The 20,946-nt window shown below is 61.4% G+C and carries 19 protein-coding genes; 11 read left to right on the plus strand and 8 right to left on the minus strand.

Annotated elements, in window-relative coordinates; genetic code table 11:
• Positions 1 to 84: 84 nt before the first annotated feature.
• Entirely contained in the window at positions 85 to 798 is a 714-nt protein-coding gene (locus LOY52_RS10650; RefSeq protein ID WP_258679421.1) for a murein L,D-transpeptidase catalytic domain family protein, read from the minus strand.
• A gap of 150 nt (positions 799 to 948) precedes the next feature.
• Between LOY52_RS10650 and LOY52_RS10655 the strand changes: the two genes are divergently transcribed.
• The 3 genes from LOY52_RS10655 (at position 949) to LOY52_RS10665 (ending at position 5,344) form a co-directional block, all read left to right on the plus strand.
• A complete protein-coding gene (locus LOY52_RS10655) occupies positions 949 to 2,565 on the plus strand; it encodes a murein L,D-transpeptidase (protein ID WP_258679422.1) in 1,617 nt (538 codons plus the stop codon).
• 177 nt (positions 2,566 to 2,742) lie between these two features.
• Positions 2,743 to 3,651, plus strand: a complete 909-nt coding sequence (gene glsB, locus LOY52_RS10660; protein WP_258679423.1) for a glutaminase B — start codon at positions 2,743 to 2,745, stop codon at positions 3,649 to 3,651.
• A 190-nt stretch (positions 3,652 to 3,841) separates the two neighbouring features.
• Positions 3,842 to 5,344 carry an aldehyde dehydrogenase family protein gene (locus LOY52_RS10665; protein WP_258679424.1) on the plus strand — a complete coding sequence of 501 codons (1,503 nt, stop codon included), beginning with the start codon at positions 3,842 to 3,844 and terminating at the stop codon, positions 5,342 to 5,344.
• 128 nt (positions 5,345 to 5,472) lie between these two features.
• Here LOY52_RS10665 and LOY52_RS10670 read toward each other — a convergent pair whose 3' ends face one another.
• Complete coding sequence (locus tag LOY52_RS10670; protein ID WP_258679425.1) at positions 5,473 to 6,132, minus strand: carbonic anhydrase; 660 nt, start codon at positions 6,130 to 6,132, stop codon at positions 5,473 to 5,475.
• Between the two features lie 61 nt (positions 6,133 to 6,193).
• A complete protein-coding gene (gene cynS, locus LOY52_RS10675; protein WP_258679426.1) occupies positions 6,194 to 6,661 on the minus strand; it encodes a cyanase in 468 nt (155 codons plus the stop codon).
• A gap of 119 nt (positions 6,662 to 6,780) precedes the next feature.
• On the opposite strand from cynS, the gene cynR reads away from it, so the two are divergent.
• A complete protein-coding gene (cynR, locus tag LOY52_RS10680) occupies positions 6,781 to 7,656 on the plus strand; it encodes a transcriptional regulator CynR (RefSeq protein ID WP_258679427.1) in 876 nt (291 codons plus the stop codon).
• Between the two features lie 166 nt (positions 7,657 to 7,822).
• On the opposite strand, the gene LOY52_RS10685 is transcribed toward cynR, so the two are convergent.
• The 3 genes from LOY52_RS10685 to LOY52_RS10695 form a co-directional block, all read right to left on the minus strand.
• Positions 7,823 to 8,152 carry a hypothetical protein gene (locus LOY52_RS10685; RefSeq protein WP_003226040.1) on the minus strand — a complete coding sequence of 110 codons (330 nt, stop codon included), beginning with the start codon at positions 8,150 to 8,152 and terminating at the stop codon, positions 7,823 to 7,825.
• 511 nt (positions 8,153 to 8,663) lie between these two features.
• Positions 8,664 to 9,167 carry a GNAT family N-acetyltransferase gene (locus LOY52_RS10690; protein ID WP_258679428.1) on the minus strand — a complete coding sequence of 168 codons (504 nt, stop codon included), beginning with the start codon at positions 9,165 to 9,167 and terminating at the stop codon, positions 8,664 to 8,666.
• Positions 9,168 to 9,354: 187 nt separating this feature from the next.
• Positions 9,355 to 11,286, minus strand: a complete 1,932-nt coding sequence (locus tag LOY52_RS10695; protein ID WP_258679429.1) for a DNA topoisomerase III — start codon at positions 11,284 to 11,286, stop codon at positions 9,355 to 9,357.
• A 279-nt stretch (positions 11,287 to 11,565) separates the two neighbouring features.
• Between LOY52_RS10695 and LOY52_RS10700 the strand changes: the two genes are divergently transcribed.
• The gene (locus tag LOY52_RS10700; RefSeq protein ID WP_258679430.1) at positions 11,566 to 12,972 is read left to right on the plus strand and encodes a serralysin family metalloprotease; all 1,407 of its coding nucleotides are present in this window, start codon (positions 11,566 to 11,568) and stop codon (positions 12,970 to 12,972) included.
• Between the two features lie 284 nt (positions 12,973 to 13,256).
• Entirely contained in the window at positions 13,257 to 13,625 is a 369-nt protein-coding gene (locus LOY52_RS10705; RefSeq protein ID WP_007966858.1) for a DUF427 domain-containing protein, read from the plus strand.
• A gap of 149 nt (positions 13,626 to 13,774) precedes the next feature.
• Here LOY52_RS10705 and LOY52_RS10710 read toward each other — a convergent pair whose 3' ends face one another.
• Positions 13,775 to 15,397 (minus strand): MFS transporter, encoded by a 1,623-nt coding sequence (locus tag LOY52_RS10710; RefSeq protein ID WP_027611735.1) that lies wholly within the window; start codon positions 15,395 to 15,397, stop codon positions 13,775 to 13,777.
• A gap of 164 nt (positions 15,398 to 15,561) precedes the next feature.
• A complete protein-coding gene (locus LOY52_RS10715) occupies positions 15,562 to 17,208 on the minus strand; it encodes a GMC family oxidoreductase (RefSeq protein WP_258679431.1) in 1,647 nt (548 codons plus the stop codon).
• Between the two features lie 133 nt (positions 17,209 to 17,341).
• Here LOY52_RS10715 and LOY52_RS10720 point away from each other — a divergent pair, with 133 nt between their 5' ends.
• The 5 genes from LOY52_RS10720 to LOY52_RS10740 all read left to right on the plus strand — a co-directional run bounded on the left by LOY52_RS10720 (position 17,342) and on the right by LOY52_RS10740 (position 20,891).
• Positions 17,342 to 18,226 carry a LysR family transcriptional regulator gene (locus tag LOY52_RS10720; protein ID WP_258679432.1) on the plus strand — a complete coding sequence of 295 codons (885 nt, stop codon included), beginning with the start codon at positions 17,342 to 17,344 and terminating at the stop codon, positions 18,224 to 18,226.
• 198 nt (positions 18,227 to 18,424) lie between these two features.
• Complete coding sequence (locus tag LOY52_RS10725; RefSeq protein ID WP_258679433.1) at positions 18,425 to 18,772, plus strand: metalloregulator ArsR/SmtB family transcription factor; 348 nt, start codon at positions 18,425 to 18,427, stop codon at positions 18,770 to 18,772.
• A 25-nt stretch (positions 18,773 to 18,797) separates the two neighbouring features.
• Positions 18,798 to 19,268 carry an arsenate reductase ArsC gene (locus tag LOY52_RS10730; protein ID WP_258679434.1) on the plus strand — a complete coding sequence of 157 codons (471 nt, stop codon included), beginning with the start codon at positions 18,798 to 18,800 and terminating at the stop codon, positions 19,266 to 19,268.
• Between the two features lie 12 nt (positions 19,269 to 19,280).
• Positions 19,281 to 19,979 carry an arsenical resistance protein ArsH gene (arsH, locus tag LOY52_RS10735; RefSeq protein ID WP_183780592.1) on the plus strand — a complete coding sequence of 233 codons (699 nt, stop codon included), beginning with the start codon at positions 19,281 to 19,283 and terminating at the stop codon, positions 19,977 to 19,979.
• A gap of 72 nt (positions 19,980 to 20,051) precedes the next feature.
• Positions 20,052 to 20,891 (plus strand): AraC family transcriptional regulator, encoded by an 840-nt coding sequence (locus LOY52_RS10740; protein WP_096796360.1) that lies wholly within the window; start codon positions 20,052 to 20,054, stop codon positions 20,889 to 20,891.
• Positions 20,892 to 20,946 lie beyond the last annotated feature (55 nt).

Here is a 20,946-nt window from a genome sequence, read left to right on the forward strand (position 1 = left end):
GCTGCGGCACGCTGCGATCTTTTGATCTTGCCATTTAAAAGCAACGTCAAAAGATCGCAGCGTGCCGCAGCTCCTACAGGATTCTCAGCTGGCGTGGGTACTCAAGATACTCGCCACTTGCTGCGGCTGGCAGTTGAGGTACGGCGAGGACTTCAGCCAGCGCTGGTCCGGGTACCAGGAGAACATGAACTGGCCGTCCTTGAGTTTATCGATCACCTGCTTCGCCACTTGCGGGCGCACCGCCGGGCAACCCTGGCTGCGACCGATACGGCCCTGACGCTTGCTCCACAACGGATTCACGTAGTCGGCGGCGTGGATCACGATGGCGCGGTCGCGGGCCAGGTCATTGAAGCCCGGTTCCAGACCGTCCATGCGCAGCGAATAACCGTGGGTGCCCTCGTAGCTTTCCTGGGTGCGGAACAGACCGAGGCTGGATTGGTAACTGCCTTCGCGGTTGGAGAACTGGGTAGCGAAATTTTCCCCGGAATTCGAACCATGGGCGACCAGATCGCGCAGCACCAGTTTCTGTCTGCTCAGATCGAAGATCCACAGCCGGCGGGCGGTGGAGGGTTGCGAATAATCGATGATCGCCAGATGGCGTGAGGGTCTCGCGCCATTGTTGACTGCGCATTGCATGGCGCTCAAGGCACCTTTCAGCGCTTGGGGATTGAGTTCCGGCGCGGCGTGGGCGAGGCTGGTGAAGAGAACCGGCGATGGTTTGCCGGCGGCGAAAGCTGGGCTGCTCACTACGACGAGGGTCGCGGTGGTCAGCAGAAGTCGGCGCAAATACGTCAACATTTATAAAGTGTCCTCACTTGCTACTTATTTGGCACTTTGGCTCCTGACTCCCAGTCATACCCGACAGACCCCTGTTTCGAGCCTGACTGTTCAGCGCACCTGATGTAAGGTTGACCGTCATTCAGACGGCCACGGATTGGAGTAAAGCAGTTGTTCAAAAAGTACGCATGCTACTTGAGCATTTGTTTGCTCGCTGCGCCGTTTGTCGCTTGTGCCGATGAGCCGCTGCCGCCGTTGCAGACCCTGTCGACGCCGCCGGCGGAAATGCCGGTCGAGCCGCAAAGTCCGCTGCAAGCGGTGCTGATCGGTTTGCCCCAGGCGTGCCCGGCGATTGCCGCGCACCTGAGCGGCGCGGCGCTGACGCAACTGCAAGCGTTTTATCAGCAGCAGGACTGGCTGCCGGTGTGGGCCAGCGAGTCCGGGCGTTTGCCGGCCTTGCATGCGCAGTTGCAACTGTTGGCCGATGATGGCCTCAATCCCAAACGTTATCCGGTCGCCGCCAATCCGCCGCAGGACGGCGAGTTGTGTGCCGATATCGACATTACTCGCTACTACCTGCAAGCCCTGCAGGACCTGCATTACGGTCGTCTGCTGCAATCGCATTTCGAGCCGCTGTGGCATTCCGATGACACCCCGCGTGATCGTCAGGCTGAATTGCTGGCGATCGCCGTGCCCGGTCTGCACGACATCAAGGCCGCGTTCGATCTGGCGCGTCCGCGTCTGGCGCAATACCAAAGCCTGCGCCACCTCTACGCCAGCCAGCGGCTGCAGGCCTTGCCGCACTGGCAGTCGGTGGGCAACGGCCCGCTGCTGCGCCCGGCGATGGAAGACAAACGCGTGCCGGAACTGGCTCAGCGCCTGTACAACGAGGGCTATCTGACCCACGCCATCGGCACGCCCGGCAATGCCTATGAGGGTGTGCTGGTGGAAGCGGTGAAAAGCTTTCAGGCCAACCATTCGTTGCAGGCCGACGGGGTAGTCGGGCCGGGGACGATTGCCGAGCTCAACATCAGTCCGCTGACGCGCCGCGAGCAGTTGCGGGTCAACCTTGAGCGTTTCCGCTGGCTGGCCCAGGACATGGAACCCGATGGTTTGCTGGTCAACGTCGCCGCCGCCGAGTTGACCCTGTACCAGGCCGGCGTGCCGGTCTGGCAGACCCGTACCCAGGTCGGACGCGCCGAACGGCAGACCCCGCTGCTGAAATCCCGGGTCACCCGTCTGACCCTGAACCCGACCTGGACCGTGCCGCCGACCATCTGGAAAGAAGACAAGTTGCCAGCGATCCGCAAGGATCAGACCTTCCTCAGCCGGCAGAATCTGCAGGTGCTCGACGCCCATGGCCAGCCGTTGGCCGCAGCGGATATCGACTGGGACAACCCCGGCAACATCATGCTGCGCCAGGACGCCGGGCCGCGAAATCCGCTGGGGCAACTGGTGATCCGCTTCCCCAACCCGTTCGCGGTGTACCTGCACGATACGCCGAGCAAGGCCCTGTTCGACAAAGGCCCGCGCGCCTTCAGCTCCGGCTGTGTGCGGGTCGAGCACCCGATGCAACTGCGCGACCTGTTGCTGACCCCGGCGGAACGTACGCGCACCGACACCTTGCTCGCCACCGGCAGCACCCACGAATTCCGCCTGTCGGCACCGGTGCCGATCCTCATGACCTACTGGACGGCGCAGGTCGGCAAGGATGGACAGGTGCGTTATGCGCCGGATATCTATAGCCGCGACAGCGCACTGCTCGCCGGCCTCGACGGCGCCCACTGACCGATCCCCTGTAGGAGCTGCCGCAGGCTGCGATCTTTTGATCCTGATTTTGAAAGGCAAGGTCAAAAGATCGCAGCCTGCGGCAGCTCCTACAGGGTTTGTGTGATTTCTGAAGGCTGCGCGGCGTCTAGCCCCAGTGTCCCCGCAATCCCATGGGGCGAGACTTCGGAACCCGGCATGCAAGCGCTGTTGAACGAGATTCTTGACGCTGTCCGGCCCCTGATCGGGCAGGGCAAAGTGGCTGATTATATTCCCGCCCTCGGCACCGTGCCGGCCAATCAGCTGGGCATCGCGGTGTATGGCAACGACGGCGAAATGTATTGCGCCGGCGATGCCGAGACGCCGTTCTCGGTGCAGAGTATTTCCAAGGTGTTCAGTCTGGTGCAGGCGATCGAGCATTCCGGTGAGGCGATCTGGGAGCGCCTGGGGCACGAGCCGTCCGGCCAGCCGTTCAACTCGCTGGTGCAACTGGAGTTCGAACGCGGGCGCCCGCGCAATCCGTTCATCAACGCCGGGGCGCTGGTGATCTGCGACATCAACCAGTCGCGTTTCGCCGCGCCAGCCCTGTCGATGCGCGACTTCGTGCGGCGCCTGTCGGGCAATCCACAGGTGATCGTCGACGGCAAGGTCTCCGAATCCGAATACCAGCATCGCGCCCGCAACGCGGCCATGGCGTACCTGATGCAATCGTTCGGCAACTTCCACAACGACGTCGAAGCGGTGCTGCGCAGCTACTTCAGCCACTGCGCGCTGCGCATGAACTGCATCGATCTGGCCCGCGCATTCTGCTTCCTCGCCAACGACGGTTTCTGCAAACACAGCGGCGAACAGATCCTGACTCGACGCCAGACCCAGCAGGTCAACTCGATCATGGCCACCAGCGGCCTGTACGACGAGGCCGGCAACTTCGCTTATCGCGTCGGCCTGCCGGGCAAGAGCGGGGTCGGCGGCGGGATCGTCGCGGTGGTGCCGGGGCAGTTCAGCGTGTGCGTGTGGTCGCCGGAACTCAATGCTGCCGGTAACTCGCTGGCGGGGATGGCGGCGCTGGAGATGCTCAGTTCGCGGATTGGCTGGTCGGTGTTCTGACCCAACCTTCCAAACACTGCAAAACCCTGTGGGAGCGAGCCTGCTCGCGAAAGCGTCGTGCCTGTCGATGCATCTCTCGCTGGCCCACCGCATTCGCGAGCAGGCTCGCTCCCACAAGGGTTTTGTGTTGCCTGGGAGAGCGCAGTTCCTATACATTTTCCGGCCGCCCCTCTTATGGTGAATCCGCTTCATGTCTCTTGCGCTCGAACGTCTAGTCGCTGGCACGCCGATCCCTTTCGCTGGTAACCGCGTGACCGTGGTCAGCCCCGAACTGGCGGCGCGGTTTCAGCCCGGTGACCATCTGCTGGTCGAGCAGGTGAGTGGCGAGCTGTTGCTGATTCCGGTGGTCGATCAACAAGCGGCTGCGGTGGCAATCGAGCGTGCAGCAGCGGCATTCACTGCACTTTCGGCGGTGTCTGACGAGGCCATCAGCCACTTCTTCGATCTGTTCGCACAACGCCTGGAAACCGCAGAGTGCTGGAACCTGATCGAAGCCGCCAACCTGGCCGACATCGAACGCGCCAAGGTCCGTGGCCGCTCCACCACCCGGCTGCTCGCCGACGAGCGCATGCGCCGCGACATGATCGCCGGTCTGCGCGCCTGGCGGGATGCGCCGGCCACGCGCGGCAAGGTCATCAGCTGCTTCGAACACGACGGCTGGAAGGTCGAGCAAGTGGTGTCGCCGCTGGGTATTGTGGCGTTCGTGTTCGAAGGGCGGCCGAACGTGTTCGCCGATGCCGCCGGTGTACTGCGCACCGGCAACACCGCAGTACTGCGCATCGGCAGCGATGCATTGGGCACCGCGCAAGCAATCGTCACTCACGCGCTGAACCCGGCGCTGGCCGATGCCGGTCTGCCGGCGGGGGCGGTGTCGCTGGTGGAAAGCGTCAATCACGCCGCCGGCTGGGCGATGTTCGCTGACCGGCGTCTGTCGTTGGCGGTGGCCCGGGGTTCGGGGCGTGCAGTCAGCCAGTTGGGCAGCATCGCCCAGCAGGCGGGCACGGCGGTCAGCCTGCACGGCACTGGTGGCGCGTGGCTGATAGCCGATCGTCACGCCGATGCCACACGTTTTGCCGCCGTGGTGCGCAACTCGCTGGATCGCAAAGTCTGCAACACGCTGAACGTTTGCCTGATTCAACGCGATCGCGCCACCGAACTGGTGCAGCTGTTTCTCGATGCGCTGAAGCAGGCCGGCAGCGCACGCGGGCAGGGCTGCAAATTGCACATCGTCGCAGGCAGCGAGAATTGCCTGCCGGCCGAGTGGCAGAACGCGACGGTCGAGGTCTATCGCGCCGAGGGTTATCAGACCGAAGCCCTGGCCGAAGCGCTGGCGGAATCAGAGCTGGGCCGCGAGTGGGAATGGGAAGAAACCCCGGAAGTCAGCCTGATGATCGTCGACGATCTGGATCAGGCGATCGCGCTGTTCAACCGCTACAGCCCACAGTTCACGGTGTCGTTGATCAGCGAGGATGCTGCTGTTCAGGAACGCTTCTACAACGCGGTGAACGCGCCGTTTGTGGGCAACGGGATTACCCGTTGGGTCGATGGCCAGTACGCGCTGAACAAGCCGGAATTGGGGCTTTCGAACTGGGAGAGCGGGCGCTTATTTGCGCGCAGTGCGATTCTTTCGGGGGATGGGGTGTTTACGGTGCGTAGTCGCATGACCCAGATCGACCTCAGCGTAAAACGCTGATCTGAACACCAAACCTGTGGCGAGGGAGCTTGCTCCCGCTGGTCTGCGCAGCAGACCCGAATAAGCGAGGGCCGCTGCGCGCCCCAGCGGGAGCAAGCTCCCTCGCCACAGGGTTGCACTGTTCTCCTTCAGGCAACTGCGCTGGCGTTTGCCTGAATGGCACAAGTCGCTGGCTGCTCAGCCAACGGCACAAACGTGCTCCGATCCGCCGCCAGCGCATCGATCGAGCCGGTCTCGATGTCATACACCCAGCCATGCAGGTTCAGCAGGCCTTTCTCCTGGGCCAGGCGCACGCTCGGGTGGGTCTGAATGTTCGCCAGTTGCGCGATCACATTTTCCCGCACCATCGAACTCAATTTCGCCGCGTCATCGGCATGCGGCCGCGCCTCGTTCACCACTTTCGCCGACTCGGCATGTTGTAACCAGCCGCTGACGGCGGGCAGGTGATCCATGCATTTGCACTGGGCAATCGCGGTCATCGCGCCGCAATCGGAATGGCCGCAGATCACGATGTCGGTCACCCCAAGCACCGCCACCGCATATTCCACCGTTGCCGAAACCCCGCCCGGATGCGGGCTGTAGGACGGCACGATATTGCCGGCGTTGCGGATCACGAACAGCTCGCCGGGTTCTTGCTGGGTCAGCAGTTCCGGCACCACACGGCTGTCGGAACAGGTGATGAACAAAGTGCCGGGTTGTTGAGTGGTCGCCAGGTGTTTGAACAGTTCTGTGCGTTGCGGGAAGGCTTCGTTCTGGAACTTCAGGAAACCGTCGATCAGGGCTTTCATGGGCGTGTCCTCATTGAACAAGAGAGCGGTCGGCCCGCACGCGGGGTGCGGGCCTGGCGGATCAGAACGGACGCAGCGGCAGGAACTTGCCGTCGAGGGTGACCACGGCGCGGGAGCCGCCTTCCGGGTCTTCGACTTTCTTGATGTCGAGCTTGAAGTTGATGGCGCTGATGATGCCGTCGCCGAACTGCTCGTGCACCAGGGCTTTGAGGGTGGTGCCGTAGATCTGGATCATCTCGTGGAAGCGGTAGATGGTCGGGTCAGTCGGCACGCCGCTGAGGCTGCCGCGCAGCGGGATGATCTGCAGGGCGACGACGGCGTCGGCGTCCAGTTCAAGCTTATCGCCGACCACCCGCGCGGCGTCTTGCGGCAGCGGGTGCTGGCCGAGCAGGGCAGCGGTGACGTAGGCCAGGCTCAGGCCGGTGCCATCGGCGAGATCCTGCCATGACAGATTCTTGCGGGCCTTGATGTCGAGAATGCGGGTGGTCAGGGCCAGGCTGGCATCGTTGTGGGCGTGGGACTGTTGCATGGTGTCACTCCTTTCAAGGTTGGCTTGCTGTGTGGAAGCAATATTCTGCCGATTGATCCATAGCGTCCAAGACCGATATACAATGCTTCGCATAAGCTATGCCTATAGATGGTGATCCCATGCTTCTGCGACATTTGCGATATCTGCTGGCCGTTGCCGACCACGGCGGTTTCACCCGGGCGGCGGAGGCGTTGCACGTGTCGCAGCCGACCCTGTCGCAACAGATCCGCCAACTGGAAGAAAGCCTCGGGGTGAACCTGTTCGATCGCACCTCACGCACAGTCAAACCCACCGATGCCGGCGAGGCCTACATCGAATGCGCGCGGCGGGTGCTGGTAGAGCTGGAGGCGGGCAAGCGGGCGTTGCATGACGTCAAGGATCTGTCCCGTGGCAGCCTGCGACTGGCCATGACCCCGACATTCATGGCTTATCTGGTCGGGCCATTGGTGCGCGACTTTGCGGCGCGCCATCCGGGTATTCATCTGCAGATTTTCGAACTGTCGATGGACGATATCGAAGCGGGGCTGGCGGATGACTCGCTGGACATCGCGATTGCCTTTACCCCGGTGCGCCACCCGGACATCGAGTGCATTCCGGCGTTTACCGAAACCCTGGGAATCATGATCGGGCGCGAGCATCCGCTGTACGAGAGTCAGGCGGTGCTGACGGCAAGCGAACTTGCCCAGCTGGATTTCGCCTTGCTGGCGCCGGACTTCATCACGCGCTTATCGATCGATGAATACTTCCGTCAGCAGGGGATCACGCCAAAGGTGCGGATCGAGGTGAACTCTGTGAGTACATTGCTGGAAGTGGTGCGCCATTCGCCGATGGCGACGATGTTGCCCGAGGCGATTGCCAGCGAAGACCGGGCGTTGCGTCGCTTGAGCGTCGAGAACGAAGCGCCGCAGCGTGGGGCGGCTTTGTTGCTGCGGCGGAATAATTATCACAGTGCGGCGGCGGTGGCATTTATGAATCTGGTACTGAAGCGCCATTGACATCTCACTGTAGGAGCTGCCGAAGGCTGCGATCTTTTGATCTTGATCTTAAAAAACAAGATCAAAAGATCGCAGCCTTCGGCAGCTCCTACAGGGAGTTTTAGGGGAACAAAAAAGGGCCTGCTTCTTATGGGAAGCAGGCCCTTTCAATTATTGAAGTTGTAAATCAGTAGAACCGATCAATCACCCGAACTTCATTCTTGTTCTGCATCGAATCCCACGCCTGTTTCAGCGTCTGCAGCACATTGCCGATGAAGTCTTTGTCGGCTGCAGCTTTCTTGCCGACATAACCGTGGCCGCGGCGGTACATCTTCAGGCGGGCGAGCAGGTTCTGGTGGCTGCGGTCGAATTCTTCTTCACCAGCGTGGGGCGACAGGCAGTCGATATGCACCTGACCCGACTTGCTGATCCAGAGAATGTGGCTGTCGTGGCTGTCTTTTTGTGCAGCGAACATACGAGCCAGTTCTTCGATAGTAGGTTGATTGTTCAGATTCATGATGTTTGCCCCTTGACCAGTCTGGTGATCTTTCAAAGTTGATTCGCTAATACAGGTAGCCCATCGGTTAGTTGATCCCTGGCACCGAAACCAGGACGTCAGCGGTCGCCCGTGTGAAGTACGGGGTCATGCGTCTGTTGCATGTAGTCGTGTTGAATAACTGCTACGCAATAGCGTCACAACGAGGAGAAGCAGCGAAAACCGGGAGGCTCCTTGACGACATTTTCAGGGTCGACCACAAGCGTCTTGAGAATTTTCGCCAGCGCTTCTCGTCCTTGTACTGGACGTTCAGGCCAGGTCAGCTTCTTCAATCTGCCTTGTGGGCAGCGTGTATCCGGAAAAAACAACTCGGCGGTCAGACGAGTTTGCTCAAGCGTGTTACCGATGTTCCCGATCGGGGAACGTCTTCATCATGCAAAAGCAAAACGGTGCCGTCAACGGTTTTGTAGTGATTATTTTTGTTCACTACATATTGTCGGACAAAGCTGTTTTGGAATGAGAAAAGATCCGTTCAGGCAACGGATGCGGAGGCGCGCAGGACGTAGAAGGTGCAGGGGTAACCATCCACGGTGCGCTGTTGGCGGGTGACTGCGCCGCCAGTCAATTCGGGGATCAACCTGGCCCAGAAGCGCTGCGCAGGCAGGTTGGCGTCGATGTGGAAAATCTGCCATTGACCGGGCAGACGGCTCAAGAGGGCAGAGACGACAAACTGCGCGACGCCTTGGCCACGAAAACGTCGGGTGAGGAAAAAGTAGCCGATGTTGTGTTCGGCGCCGTCGATGTGGGTGTCGTCATCCACAGTCACGAAACCGGCGAGTTCACCGTCGACGCGGATCAGGAACGGTTGGGTAGCGGGATTGCGCCAGTAATCGTCTTTCGGCTGAATGCTGAAGAAGCCATGTTCGCCGAGTTTCAGTGGTAGCCATTGGCTGAAGTCGTACATGTAGAACTGCATGAGGTTTTCGATGGTTTGCAGTTCGTCGCGGTGGGCGGGGTGCAGTTCGATGGTGGGCATGTTCAATGAACTCCAAAAGGGAGACTTAAGAACCCTGTGGCGAGGGAGCTTGCTCCCGCTGGGGCGCGAAGCGGCCCTAAAACCTGCAATCGCGATGTTTCAGATAGACCATAGTTGCAGGTTTTGCGACTGCTGCGCAGCCGAGCGGGAGCGAGCTCCCTCGCCACAGCAGCTCAGCAGGTTTGAGTTATTTGGCGGTACGCTTGGCTGCCCCGGCGGTTTTAACGCGCGTCGATTTGCGTTTCTTCTTCCACGGCGCAGCAGCCTTGCCGGCCGGTGGCGGGCCGCTGATGGTCAGGCTCAGCGCAGAACAGCGGGTGACCTGCTTGCTCATCCACGCCGCCTGTTTGGTGACGAACTCTTCCAGGCTCATCTCGCCGCTCTGCACCATGTCCAGCGCCTGTTCCCAGATGGCGGTGGTGCCGGGATCGGCAATCGCCCGGGGCACGGCGTCGATCAGGCTGAAGGCTGCCGCAGTCGCTGCCAGCGCCTTGCCGTTCTTCACCAGATAACCACGATCCAGCAGGCCCTGAATGATCGAGGCGCGGGTCGCTTCGGTGCCGATGCCGGTGGTGTCCTTGAGCTTCTGTTTGAGCAGCGGATCTTCCACCAGTCTGGCGACGTTCTTCATCGCCTTGATCAGGTCGCCCTCGGTGTAGGGTTTGGGCGGCTGGGTCCACAGATCCTTGAGGTTCACGCCGGCCACGGCGCAATCGATACCCTGGCTCAGCGCCGGAAGGGTTTGCGGGGCTGGCGCTTCGCGGCCCTTGGCCGGCGCCAGCGCTTCGGGCAAGGCACGCTTCCAGCCCGGTTCGATGATCTGCTTGCCGACGGCGCGCAACGCTTCACCGGCGCAATCGAAGTCGGCCTGGGTGCGGTCGTATTCATGGTTGGGCAGAAACTGCGCCAGATAACGCGCGCGAATCAGGGTATAGACCGCTCGGTGTTTGCCGCTCAGGCGTTCGAGATTTTTTGCCGCGGCGGTGGGGATGATGCCGTGGTGGGCGCTGACCTTGGCGTCGTTCCACGCCCGGGAGCGGCGCTGCGGGTCGAGGTGACCGTTCAGCGCGTCAAGGCTCGGGTCGGCCTGACGCAGTGCCGCCAGTATCCCCGGCGCCTCGCTGTGCTGGCTCAGCGGCAGGAAGCCGCAATCGCTGCGCGGGTAGGTGATGACCTTGTAGGTTTCGTAGAGGGCCTGAGCAATGTCGAGGGTTTCCTGGGCGCCGAGACCGAGTTTCTTCGAGCAGACCTCCTGCAGGGTGCCCAGATCGAATGGCAGCGGTGCCACTTCACGCATGCGTTCGGTGCGCAGTTTGACCACCCGCGCACTGGCGGCGCTGTTCAGAGCGGCGGCTGCCTGCTGGGCCAGTGCCTGATTCAGGCAGCGATCCTGATCGTCGCAAACGTCCGAGGGCGCACGCCACTGCGCGGTGAACAGCGTGCCATCGTGCAGCAGTTGCACATCGATCGCCCAATACGGCACCGGCACGAAGTCGGCGATGCTGCGGTCGCGATCCACCACCAGCCGCAGTGTCGGCGTCTGCACCCGACCGACGGGCAGCACGCCCTGATAGCCGGACTGACGGCCCAATAACGTGAACAGGCGACTCATGTTCATACCGATCAGCCAGTCGGCCCGCGAGCGCCCCAGCGCCGAGTGATACAGGCTGAAGGTTTCCGCCCCCGGCTTCAGCGCGGCCAGGGCCTTGCGGATCGATGCTTCATCCAGTGCCGACAGCCACAGGCGGCGGATCGGCCCGCGATAGCGGCAGTGCTCGACCAGTTCCCGGGCAATCATCTCACCCTCACGGTCGGCGTCGGTGGCGATGATCAGCTCGCTGGCCTCGCCGAGCAGGCGCTTGACCGCTTTGTACTGGCTGGCGGTGCGCGGCTTGACGGTCATTTTCCATTTGTCGGGAATGATCGGCAGATCCGCCAGCACCCAGCGCTTGTAGCGCGCGTCGTAGGCATCCGGCGGCGCGGTTTCCAGCAGATGGCCGATGCACCAGGTCACTGTGACGTCCGTTCCCAGCCAGCAGCCGTCGCCCCGGCGTTTGGCACCGAGCACGGCCGCAATGTCTTTGGCCTGGGAAGGTTTTTCACAGAGGTACAGCCGCATAACCACCGTCGTTGATCAATTCACTGGAGGTGCACAGAATGGCCGCAGTTGGCCCCCAGAGCAACTTTTATCTGTATGGATATACAGATCAAAACATTGCCGGGGATGACCGGTATTACAGGGACGTCGCAGGTGGCTATCGAGAAATCGAATGGCAGGGCAGTTGACGCCCGTGTCAGGTTCACCGGGCTTCTTAGAAACGCGAGTGAGCGGACGATCTCGCCAGTGGATTGCCGTGCTCGACGCGTACTGCCAACTCTGAAACAAGGAAGTCCCACCATGGCTCAAGCCAAAGCGAAAACCAGCAGCGCCTATGACGAAGTGAATGCCTTCAGCCATCTGTATGACCGTGGCGTCGGCCTGGTGAACGGCAAACCGTCGTTCACCGCCGACCAGGCAGCCGACGAAATCCTGCGCAAAAACCTGTCGTGGCACGACAAGAACGGCGACGGCAAAATCTCCCTGACCTACACCTTCCTCACCGAAAAACCGGCGAACTACAACCCGAACCTCGGCAACTTCAGCCAGTTCAGCGCGCAGCAAAAGGCTCAGGCCATACTGGCGATGCAATCCTGGGCCGATGTGGCCAAGGTGACCTTCACCGAGGGCAAGGGCGGCGACGGCCACATGACCTTCGGCAACTACGACGTCAGCACCGGTGGCGCGGCGTTCGCCTACCTGCCGAGCGGTGGCAGCTATGACGGTCAGTCGTGGTATCTGATCAACAATCAATATCAGGTCAACAAGACCCCGGAAACCAACAACTACGGGCGCCAGACCCTGACCCACGAGATCGGTCACACCCTCGGCCTGTCGCACCCGGGGGCCTACAACGCCGGCAACGGCAACCCGACCTACAACGACGCCAAGTACGCCGAAGACACCCGTGGCTACAGCCTGATGAGCTACTGGAGTGAAGCCAACACCGACCAGAACTTCAGCAAGGATGGCAGCGGCGTCTATGCCTCGGCACCGTTGCTCGACGATATCGTTGCGGTGCAGAAACTCTACGGCGCCAACTATGAGACGCGCGCCAATGACACCACCTACGGTTTCGACTCCAACGCCGGGCGTGATTTTTACAGCGCCACGTCAGCGGCGTCGAAACTGGTGTTCTCGGTGTGGGACGGTGGCGGCATTGACACCCTGAACTTCTCCGGCTTCACCCAGAACCAGAAGATCAACCTCAATGAAGGTTCGTTCTCCGACGTTGGCGGTCTGGTTGGTAACGTTTCCATTGCCTATGGTGTGACCATCGAAAACGCGCGGGGTGGTTCAGGCAATGACCTGCTGATCGGCAACTCGGCGGTCAACATTCTGAATGGCGGTGCCGGCAACGACATACTCTACGGTGGCGGCGGCGGTGATACGTTGTGGGGCGGCGAGGGTGCAGACACCTTTGTGTTCGGTGCAGCCAGCGACTCGACCAACAACCAGCCGGACTGGATCATGGATTTCAAAAGCGGCCTGGACAAGATCGACCTCTCGGGCATCGCCGGTTTCGCCACGGGCGCGGCCACGCTGAACTTCGTCAGCAGTTTCACCGGCCATGCGGGCGATGCAATCCTGACGTACTACGCGCAGGGCGGGCAGACCACGCTGCTGGTCGATCTGACCGGGCAGGGACAGATTGATTTTGCCGTAGGAGTGGTGGGGCAGGCGCTGGCGACTGATATCGTGGTTTGATGCCAGAAGAGCAGCCCTCACCCTAACCCTCTCCCGGTGGGAGAGGGGACCGATCGGGGAATGCATGAAATCATGCACCGACCTGATAGCACTTCGCTGAATCCACAATCGATAAAGCACTTTCAGGTCGGTGTAGAACGAAAGACACCTCGGCAGGCTCCTTCTACCTCCGGGAGAGGGCTGGGGCGAGGGGCTTTGGCCGTTCAGCTGCAAAATCACCCTGGTCTGAACCTATGGGCTATACCTGAACCGGTCTCTCTGCGCCGTATTCAGGAGTAACCCCAATGAGCACCACCGGCCTCAATCCCGTCATCACCCTCGAACAACTCCCCGGTTGCCTGCTGGTGAAATTCCACGGCATCCAGGTCGCGGCGTCCTCGCATGTGCTGGTGCTCCATGAGGCCAACTACCCGCCGGTGTACTACGTGCCCCGCGAGGACATCGACGAGAAATACTTCGCCCGCACCGACCACACCAGTTATTGCCCGTACAAGGGCGATGCCAATTACTTCAGCCTGCAGGTGCCGGGGCATGAGGGGGCGAATGCGGTGTGGACGTACGAGAAACCGAAGATCTCGGTCGATGCGATCAAGAACTATGTGGCGTTTTATCCGGATCAGGTGAAGTTCGAAGTGATCAAGGCTGACGCGTAAGTTCAGCCAAACCATCATTTGTGGCGAGGGAGCTTGCTCCCGCCGGGCCGCGAAGCGGCCCCAATCATCGCAATTGCAGGTTTTGCGACTGCTTCGCAGTCGAGCGGGAGCAAGCTCCCTCGCCACAGGTAAGCTCACTTGATCTGGAATCAGTTCTTATCGAGATCGATATTCTTCGTCTCCCGCAGACAAATCATCCCCACCACCAGGCTCACCCCGGTAATCAGCACCGGGTACCACAGCCCATAAAAAATATCCCCGGTGTACACCACCAGTGCGAACGACACCGTTGGCAGGAAACCGCCGAACCAGCCGTTACCGATGTGGTACGGCAGAGACATCGAGGTGTAGCGGATGCGCGTCGGGAACAGTTCGACCATCAGCGCCGCGAGCGGGCCGTAGCACATGGCCGAGATGATGATCAGCGCGACGATCAGCGCCACGATCATCGGTTTGTTGATCTGTTGCAGGTCGGCCTGTTGCGGGTAGCCGGCGAGGGTCACTGCGCCGCGCAGGGCGGATTCGTCGTAGCCGTCGATTTTCACGTCGCCGACGCTCACCTGCACGCCGCTGCCGGCCGGGGCGGCGACGCTGGAGTAGGGCAGGCCTTGCTTGACCAGGAAGGTCTTGACCTTGTCGCACGGGCTGTCGAATTTGGCCTTGCCCACCGGGTCGAACTGGAAGGTGCAGGTGGCCGGATCGGCCAGCACGGTGATCGGCGCCTGACGGCTGGCCTGATCGATTGCCGGGTTGGCGTAGTGCGCCAGGGATTTGAAGATCGGGAAGTACAGCGCGGTGGCCAGCAGCAGGCCGAGCATCAGCACCGGTTTGCGCCCGACCTTGTCCGACAGCCAGCCGAAAATGATGAAGAACGGCGCGCCGATCACCACGCTGATGATCAGCAGACTGTTGGCCACCGCTGGGTCCATTTTCAGGAACTGGGTGAGAAAGAACAGCACGTAAAATTGCGCGGCGTAGAAGGTCACCGCTTGCCCGGCGTTGATGCTGAACAGCGCAATCAGCACGACTTTGAGATTTTCCCATTTGCCGAAGGACTCGCGGATCGGCGCTTTCGAGGCTTTGCCTTCCTCTTTCATTTTCAGATACGCCGGCGACTCGTGCAGGCTCAGGCGGATCCAGGTGGAAATGCCCAGCAGCACGATCGACAGCAGGAACGGAATACGCCAGCCCCAGACTTCAAACTGATCGCCAGTGAAGTAGCGGCAACCGAGCACCACCAGCAACGACAGCAGCAGGCCGAGAGTGGCGGTGGACTGAATCCAGCTGGTGTGGAAACCGCGTTTGCCGATTGGCGCATGTTCCGCCACATAGGTCGCGGCGCCGCCGTATTCGCCGCCCAGCGCCAGGCCCTGAAGCATGCGCAGCACCACCAGAATGATCGGCGCGGCGATGCCGATGCTGGCGTAGGTCGGCAACAGGCCGACGCAGAACGTGGCGATGCCCATCAGGATGATCGTGGCGAGGAAGGTGTATTTGCGCCCGATCATGTCCCCCAACCGACCGAACACCAGCGCCCCGAACGGCCGTACGATAAACCCGGCAGCGAAGGCCATCAGCGCGAAGATGAACGCCGTGGTGTCGTTGACCCCGGCGAAAAACTGCTTGCTGATCACTGCCGCGAGGGCGCCGTAGAGGAAAAAGTCATACCACTCGAACACCGTCCCCAGGGACGAGGCAAAGATGACTTTCTGCGTGGCATTGCTGGTGCTGGCGCCGCTCGCGGCGTCCAGCGGCTGAGCGTGTTCTGACATATCGGTATCCCTCACAGTGATTGTTTTTGTTGTTCCACTGGTGTTGCGCGCTGCCTTGAACGAATTACACGATGCCCTGTAGGAGCTGCCGCAGGCTGCGATCTTTTGATCTTGTTCCTGATCTGAAAAAGCCAAAGGCAAAAGATCGCAGCCTGCGGCAGCTCCTACAGGGTTTGGGCCAGTTCTGGGGTTGCTGTGCAGGTCCTGGTCGGTGGGTTGAGGATCATCTGCGCCGCCTTCTCGGCAATCATCAGCGTAGGCGAACAGGTGTTGCCCGAGGTGATGCGCGGCATGATCGAGGCGTCGGCGATGCGCAGGCCGGGCACGCCATGCACGCGCAGTTGCGCGTCGACTACCGCTTCAGCGTCATTGCCCATGCGGCAGGTACCGACCGGATGGAAAATCGTCGTGCCGATCCGCGCCGCCGCTTCGTGCAGTTGTTCCTCGCTTTGCAGGCTGTCGCCGGGCAGATATTCCACCGGTTTGAACGCTTGCAGGGCCGGGGCGCTGACGATGCGCCGGGTCAGGCGGATCGCGTCGGCGGCCACGCGTAAATCTTCGGGATGGCTGAGGTAGTTCGGTTGAATCAGCGGTGCGTCCTGCGGGTCTGCCGAACGGATGTCGATGCGGCCACGGCTCTGCGGACGCAGATCACACACCGACGCGGTGAACGCCGGAAAGCTGTGCAGCGGCTCGCCAAAACGCTCCAGCGACAGTGGTTGCACGTGGTATTCAAGGTTCGCCGAGGTCTGCTCCGGCCCGGATCGGGCAAACGCCCCGAGCTGACTTGGCGCCATCGAGAGCGGCCCGCTGCGGTCATACAGATAACGCAGGCCCATGCCCATCTTGCCCCACACGCTGCCGGCGATCTGATTCAGGGTGCGGGCGTTCTGCAGTTTGTAGATCAGGCGCAGTTGCAGGTGATCCTGCAGATTGCCGCCGACCCCCGGTAGCTCATGAATCACCCCGATACCAAGACGCTCGAGCAACGGACGCGGGCCGATCCCGGAGCGTTGCAGAATGCTCGGCGAGCCGACGGCACCGGCGCAGAGGATGATTTCCTTGCGCGCCTTGAAGCTTTTCACCTGACCTTCGTGACGCGCGCTGACTTTTGAAGCACGGCCGTTTTCCAGCAGCACCCGTTCCACTTCAACCCCGGTCAGCACCGTCAGATTGGCCCGCTCGCGAATCGGTTTGAGAAAGGCCTTGGCCGCGTTCCAGCGCACTCCTGCTTTCTGGTTGACCTGAAAGTAGCCGCAACCCTCGTTGTCGCCCTGATTGAAGTCGTCGATGCTGGCGATGCCGCTCTGCTCGGCGGCGCTGCGAAACGCATCGAGAATCGGCCATGACAGGCGCTGTTGCTCGACGCGCCATTCACCCTGGGCACCGTGAAACTCAGCGGCGCCGGCAAAATGGTTTTCGCTTTGTTTGAACAGCGGCAGCACATCGTTCCAGGCCCAGCCCGGATTGCCTTCGGCCGCCCAGCCATCGTAGTCGCCGGCCTGACCGCGCATGTAGATCATGCCGTTGATCGAGGAGCAGCCGCCGAGCACTTTGCCGCGTGGGTAGCTCAGGCTGCGACCTTGCAGGCCGGGTTGCGCTTCGGTCTTGAAGCACCAGTCGGTGCGCGGGTTGCCGATGCAGAACAGGTAACCCACGGGGATATGAATCCATGCGTAGTTGTCGCGCCCGCCAGCTTCGAGCAGTAACACCCGCTGCTGTTTATCCGCCGACAGTCGATTGGCCAGCAGGCACCCGGCAGGGCCGGCGCCGACCACGATGTAGTCGAATTCTTCAAGGGAAGTCTGCATTCCCTGACCTCGCTTTTTGTTTTTATTGTCGGACACTCTAGTTGTTAGCTTTCGTTAAAAGAATGTTAGTTTTTGCGCAGCCGCTGTGCGTTTTCAAACAGCCTGGATTGACGATAGCTGACAAGGACACCCCATGTTCGACTGGAACGACCTGCGGTTCTTTCTGGAGTTGCAACGCAGCGGCCGCCTGCTGACCGCTGCCCGGCGCTTGAACACTACTCACGCCACCGTGGCCCGACACATCGAGGCCATCGAAAAAAGCCTCGGCACCGCGCTGTTCGTCCAGCACGCCCAAGGCTATGAAATGACCCCGGCAGGCGAGGCGCTGCTCAAGCACGCCGAAGCCATGGAAAACGTCGCGCTGCTGGCCCAGGAAGAAATCACCCAATCCACCGCACCGCTGGGCAAGATCCGTGTCGGCGTCACCGAAGGGCTGGGCATCAAGTTTCTCGCCAGCCGCATGATCGGCCTGTTCGAACGCTATCCGGGGCTGGAAGTGGAATTGGTCGCCGTGCCGCGCTTCGTCAGCATCCTCAACCGCGAGGCGGAAATCAGCATTCATCTGGAGCGCCCGGCGGCCGACATGCTGGTCACGCGCAAGCTCACCGACTATCGGTTGGCGCTTTATGCCAGCCAACGCTACCTCGACAACGCACCGCCGTTGCGCAGCCGCGAAGACCTCGGGCGGCATGCGTGGATCGGTTATGTCGATGATCTGCTGTTCAGTCAGGAACTGATGTTCCTCAACAGCTTCTGCCGCAGCCCGCGCGTGGTGTTCCATAGCACCAGCGTCATCGCCCAGCAGGAAGCGGCGCGCTCGGGATTGGGCATTGCCGTGCTGCCTTGCTACATGGCCGCGTCGGACCCGGATCTGGTGGCGTTGTTGCCGGATGACAGCATCGAGCGCAGTTACTGGATCAGCACCCGACGCGAGTTGCACAAATCGGTGCGGCTGCGGGTGGTCTGGGATTATGTCGTCGGCCTTTGCGAAGCGGAGCAGGGCCCGTTGCGCGGATAGTCCTGCCTACACAAATCCCCCCTGTGGAAGCGAGCTTGCTCGCGAAGGCGTAGTGTCAGTCGATACCTATGCCACAGACATACCGCCTTCGCGAGCAAGCTCGCTCCCACAGGGGGGCTGGGGCGTGGCCTGAATCCGGGGTTGAATAATATATGGATATCCGTATATTCGGTTTTCCACATGTTCGAGCCCGCTTCCATGCTCACTCCCACCGAACTGTTCAAAAGCCTGGCCGATGAAACCCGCGTCCGCGCCACCTTGCTGATTGCCGAGCAGGGTGAGCTGTGTGTCTGCGAGCTGATGTGCGCCCTCGACGACAGCCAACCGAAAATCAGCCGCCACCTCGCGCAACTGCGCAGCAATGGGGTGTTGCTCGATCGCCGTCAGGGCCAGTGGGTCTATTACCGGCTCAACCCGGAGCTGCCGGATTGGGTTCACCAGATCCTCAAGGTCACGGCCACGGCCAACGCCGATTGGCTCAAGGACAATGCCTGTCGCCTGCACAACATGGACGGCCGTCCTGCCCGCGAAACCGCGTGCTGCTGAATTTCAAATATCCCCGGAGCTATCCATGCGTGTCCTGTTCATGTGCACGGCCAACAGTTGCCGCAGCATCCTTTCCGAAGCCATGTTCAATCATCTGGCACGCGAGGGTTTCGAGGCGGTGAGCGCCGGCAGTTTCCCCAAGGGCCAGGTGTTGCCGCGCAGCCTGACGACGCTGCAACAGGCCGGTATCGCTATCGACGGTTTGTACAGCAAAGGCAACGACGCCTTCGAAGGGAACCCGCCGGACATCGTCATCACCGTCTGCGACAAGGCAGCGGGTGAGACCTGCCCGGTGTACTTCGGCCCGGCGATCAAATGTCATTGGGGGCTGGAAGATCCCTCCGATGTGACGGGTGACGAGGCCGCAGTGGATGCGGCGTTCCGTGCCACGCTGGCGATCATCGAGCGCCGCTGCGCAACCTTCCTCGGTCTTCCTTTCAAAACACTCAGCCGCGTTGAGCTTCAGCGCGAACTGGATCGCATCGGCTCCCTCTGAGCCGGAGGACATATGTCAGAGCACCTGCCCAATCTTGATCACACGCTGTTCGAAGGCCCGATCACATCACCTTCACACGAACACAAACCACGCATCCTGCTGCTCTACGGCTCGACCCGCGAACGCTCCTTCAGCCGTCTGCTGGTGGAGGAGGCCGCACGCTTGCTGGAGCACTTCGGTGCCGAGACGCGCATCTTCAATCCGTCCGGTTTGCCATTGCCGGACGACGCCCCGGTCGATCATCCCAAAGTCCAGGAACTGCGCGAGCTGGTGCTGTGGTCGGAAGGTCAGGTCTGGTGTTCGCCGGAACGCCACGGCGCGATGTCGGCGGTGTTCAAGGCGCAGATCGACTGGATTCCGCTGGAGCTCGGCGCGGTGCGTCCAACCCAGGGCAAAACCCTCGCGGTGATGCAGGTCTGCGGCGGTTCGCAGTCGTTCAACGTGGTCAATCAGTTGCGCGTGCTGGGGCGCTGGATGCGCATGTTCACCATCCCCAATCAGTCTTCGGTGCCCAAGGCCTTTACGGAATTCGACGAGGCGGGGCGGATGAAACCGTCAGCGTTTTATGACCGCGTGGTCGATGTGATGGAAGAGCTGGTGAAGTTCACCGTGCTGCTGCGCGAGCGCCAGGATTTTCTGGTGGATCGCTATTCCGAACGCAAGGAAAGTGCCGAGCAACTGATGGCGCGGGTCAATCAGCGCTCGATCTGAAATGCACAAACCTTCTAGCCTCAACGCGCCAATTGTGGATTACTGGCCCCAGCCCACCACTGTACGCACGCCATGAGCAACTGGATCGACCTTGCCCGCGACCGGGAGACCGGCATCGAAACCCTGCACGCGCATTTCGCCGGGCACGCGCACGCCTACGATCCGCACTGGCACGAAACCTACCTGATCGGCTTCACCGAGCAAGGCGTGCAGCGCTTCAACAGCCGTCGGGCGCGGCATGACAGCACGCCGGGCAAGGTGTTCATGCTGGAACCCGGCGACATCCATGACGGCGATGCGCCAAGCCCGGACGGCTTCACCTATCGCATGCTCTACTTGCAACCTTCGTGGCTGGAGCAAGCGCTGGACGGTTTGCATCTGGGCAGTTACGGCAGCGGCTTGCCGGGGATCGGCAGTGTGCTCAACGATGATCCAGAACTGGCTCGCGCCACTTTGTTTGCCTTCAATGCGCTGCATAAGCAGGACGTGCGCATGGTGCGCGATGTGGCGCTGGATGCGTTGCTCGAGCGACTGGCGATTCATCTGTACCGGCGACCGCAACCCACCGCTGCCAACCGCGCGCCACTGATCGCCCGGCAGGCACGCGATTACCTGGTGGCCTACCACGAGCAGGACATCAGCCTGCAAACCCTGGCCGACGTCTGCGGCACCGATCGCTTTCGCCTGACCCGCGCCTTCAAAGCGGCCTACGGTCTGGCGCCGCACGCGTGGCTGATCCAGCTGCGCCTCAGCCGTGGCCGGCAAATGCTCGCCGCCGGCATGCAGCCAGTGGAAGTCGCCAGCCGTCTCGGCTTCGCCGACCAAAGCCATCTGGGCCGCTGGTTCGTGCGTGCCTACGGCATCACGCCGGGCGCCTATCAGCAACGCGCCATCGGCACATTCCGCCGCTGAACAAACGTTCAAGACCACCACGCTGCTCAGCCATCACAGTAGGCCCTGACTTTCT

This window comes from Pseudomonas sp. B21-051, from assembly GCF_024748795.1.
Classification (GTDB): Bacteria; Pseudomonadota; Gammaproteobacteria; order Pseudomonadales; family Pseudomonadaceae; genus Aquipseudomonas; species Aquipseudomonas putida_A.

Excerpts from the sequence above, each read along its gene's own strand:
- LOY52_RS10665 (WP_258679424.1), top strand. The coding sequence starts at position 3,842 with ATGTCTCTTGCGCTCGAACGTCTAGTCGCTGGCACGCCGATCCCTTTC.
- LOY52_RS10700 (WP_258679430.1), top strand. The coding sequence starts at position 11,566 with ATGGCTCAAGCCAAAGCGAAAACCAGCAGCGCCTATGACGAAGTGAAT.
- cynR (WP_258679427.1), top strand. The coding sequence starts at position 6,781 with ATGCTTCTGCGACATTTGCGATATCTGCTGGCCGTTGCCGACCACGGC.
- arsH (WP_183780592.1), top strand. The coding sequence starts at position 19,281 with ATGTCAGAGCACCTGCCCAATCTTGATCACACGCTGTTCGAAGGCCCG.
- LOY52_RS10695 (WP_258679429.1), bottom strand. The coding sequence starts at position 11,286 with ATGCGGCTGTACCTCTGTGAAAAACCTTCCCAGGCCAAAGACATTGCG.
- LOY52_RS10710 (WP_027611735.1), bottom strand. The coding sequence starts at position 15,397 with ATGTCAGAACACGCTCAGCCGCTGGACGCCGCGAGCGGCGCCAGCACC.
- LOY52_RS10720 (WP_258679432.1), top strand. The coding sequence starts at position 17,342 with ATGTTCGACTGGAACGACCTGCGGTTCTTTCTGGAGTTGCAACGCAGC.
- glsB (WP_258679423.1), top strand. The coding sequence starts at position 2,743 with ATGCAAGCGCTGTTGAACGAGATTCTTGACGCTGTCCGGCCCCTGATC.
- LOY52_RS10670 (WP_258679425.1), bottom strand. The coding sequence starts at position 6,132 with ATGAAAGCCCTGATCGACGGTTTCCTGAAGTTCCAGAACGAAGCCTTC.
- LOY52_RS10725 (WP_258679433.1), top strand. The coding sequence starts at position 18,425 with ATGCTCACTCCCACCGAACTGTTCAAAAGCCTGGCCGATGAAACCCGC.
- LOY52_RS10730 (WP_258679434.1), top strand. The coding sequence starts at position 18,798 with ATGCGTGTCCTGTTCATGTGCACGGCCAACAGTTGCCGCAGCATCCTT.
- LOY52_RS10690 (WP_258679428.1), bottom strand. The coding sequence starts at position 9,167 with ATGCCCACCATCGAACTGCACCCCGCCCACCGCGACGAACTGCAAACC.
- LOY52_RS10650 (WP_258679421.1), bottom strand. The coding sequence starts at position 798 with ATGTTGACGTATTTGCGCCGACTTCTGCTGACCACCGCGACCCTCGTC.
- LOY52_RS10740 (WP_096796360.1), top strand. The coding sequence starts at position 20,052 with ATGAGCAACTGGATCGACCTTGCCCGCGACCGGGAGACCGGCATCGAA.
- LOY52_RS10715 (WP_258679431.1), bottom strand. The coding sequence starts at position 17,208 with ATGCAGACTTCCCTTGAAGAATTCGACTACATCGTGGTCGGCGCCGGC.
- cynS (WP_258679426.1), bottom strand. The coding sequence starts at position 6,661 with ATGCAACAGTCCCACGCCCACAACGATGCCAGCCTGGCCCTGACCACC.
- LOY52_RS10705 (WP_007966858.1), top strand. The coding sequence starts at position 13,257 with ATGAGCACCACCGGCCTCAATCCCGTCATCACCCTCGAACAACTCCCC.
- LOY52_RS10685 (WP_003226040.1), bottom strand. The coding sequence starts at position 8,152 with ATGAATCTGAACAATCAACCTACTATCGAAGAACTGGCTCGTATGTTC.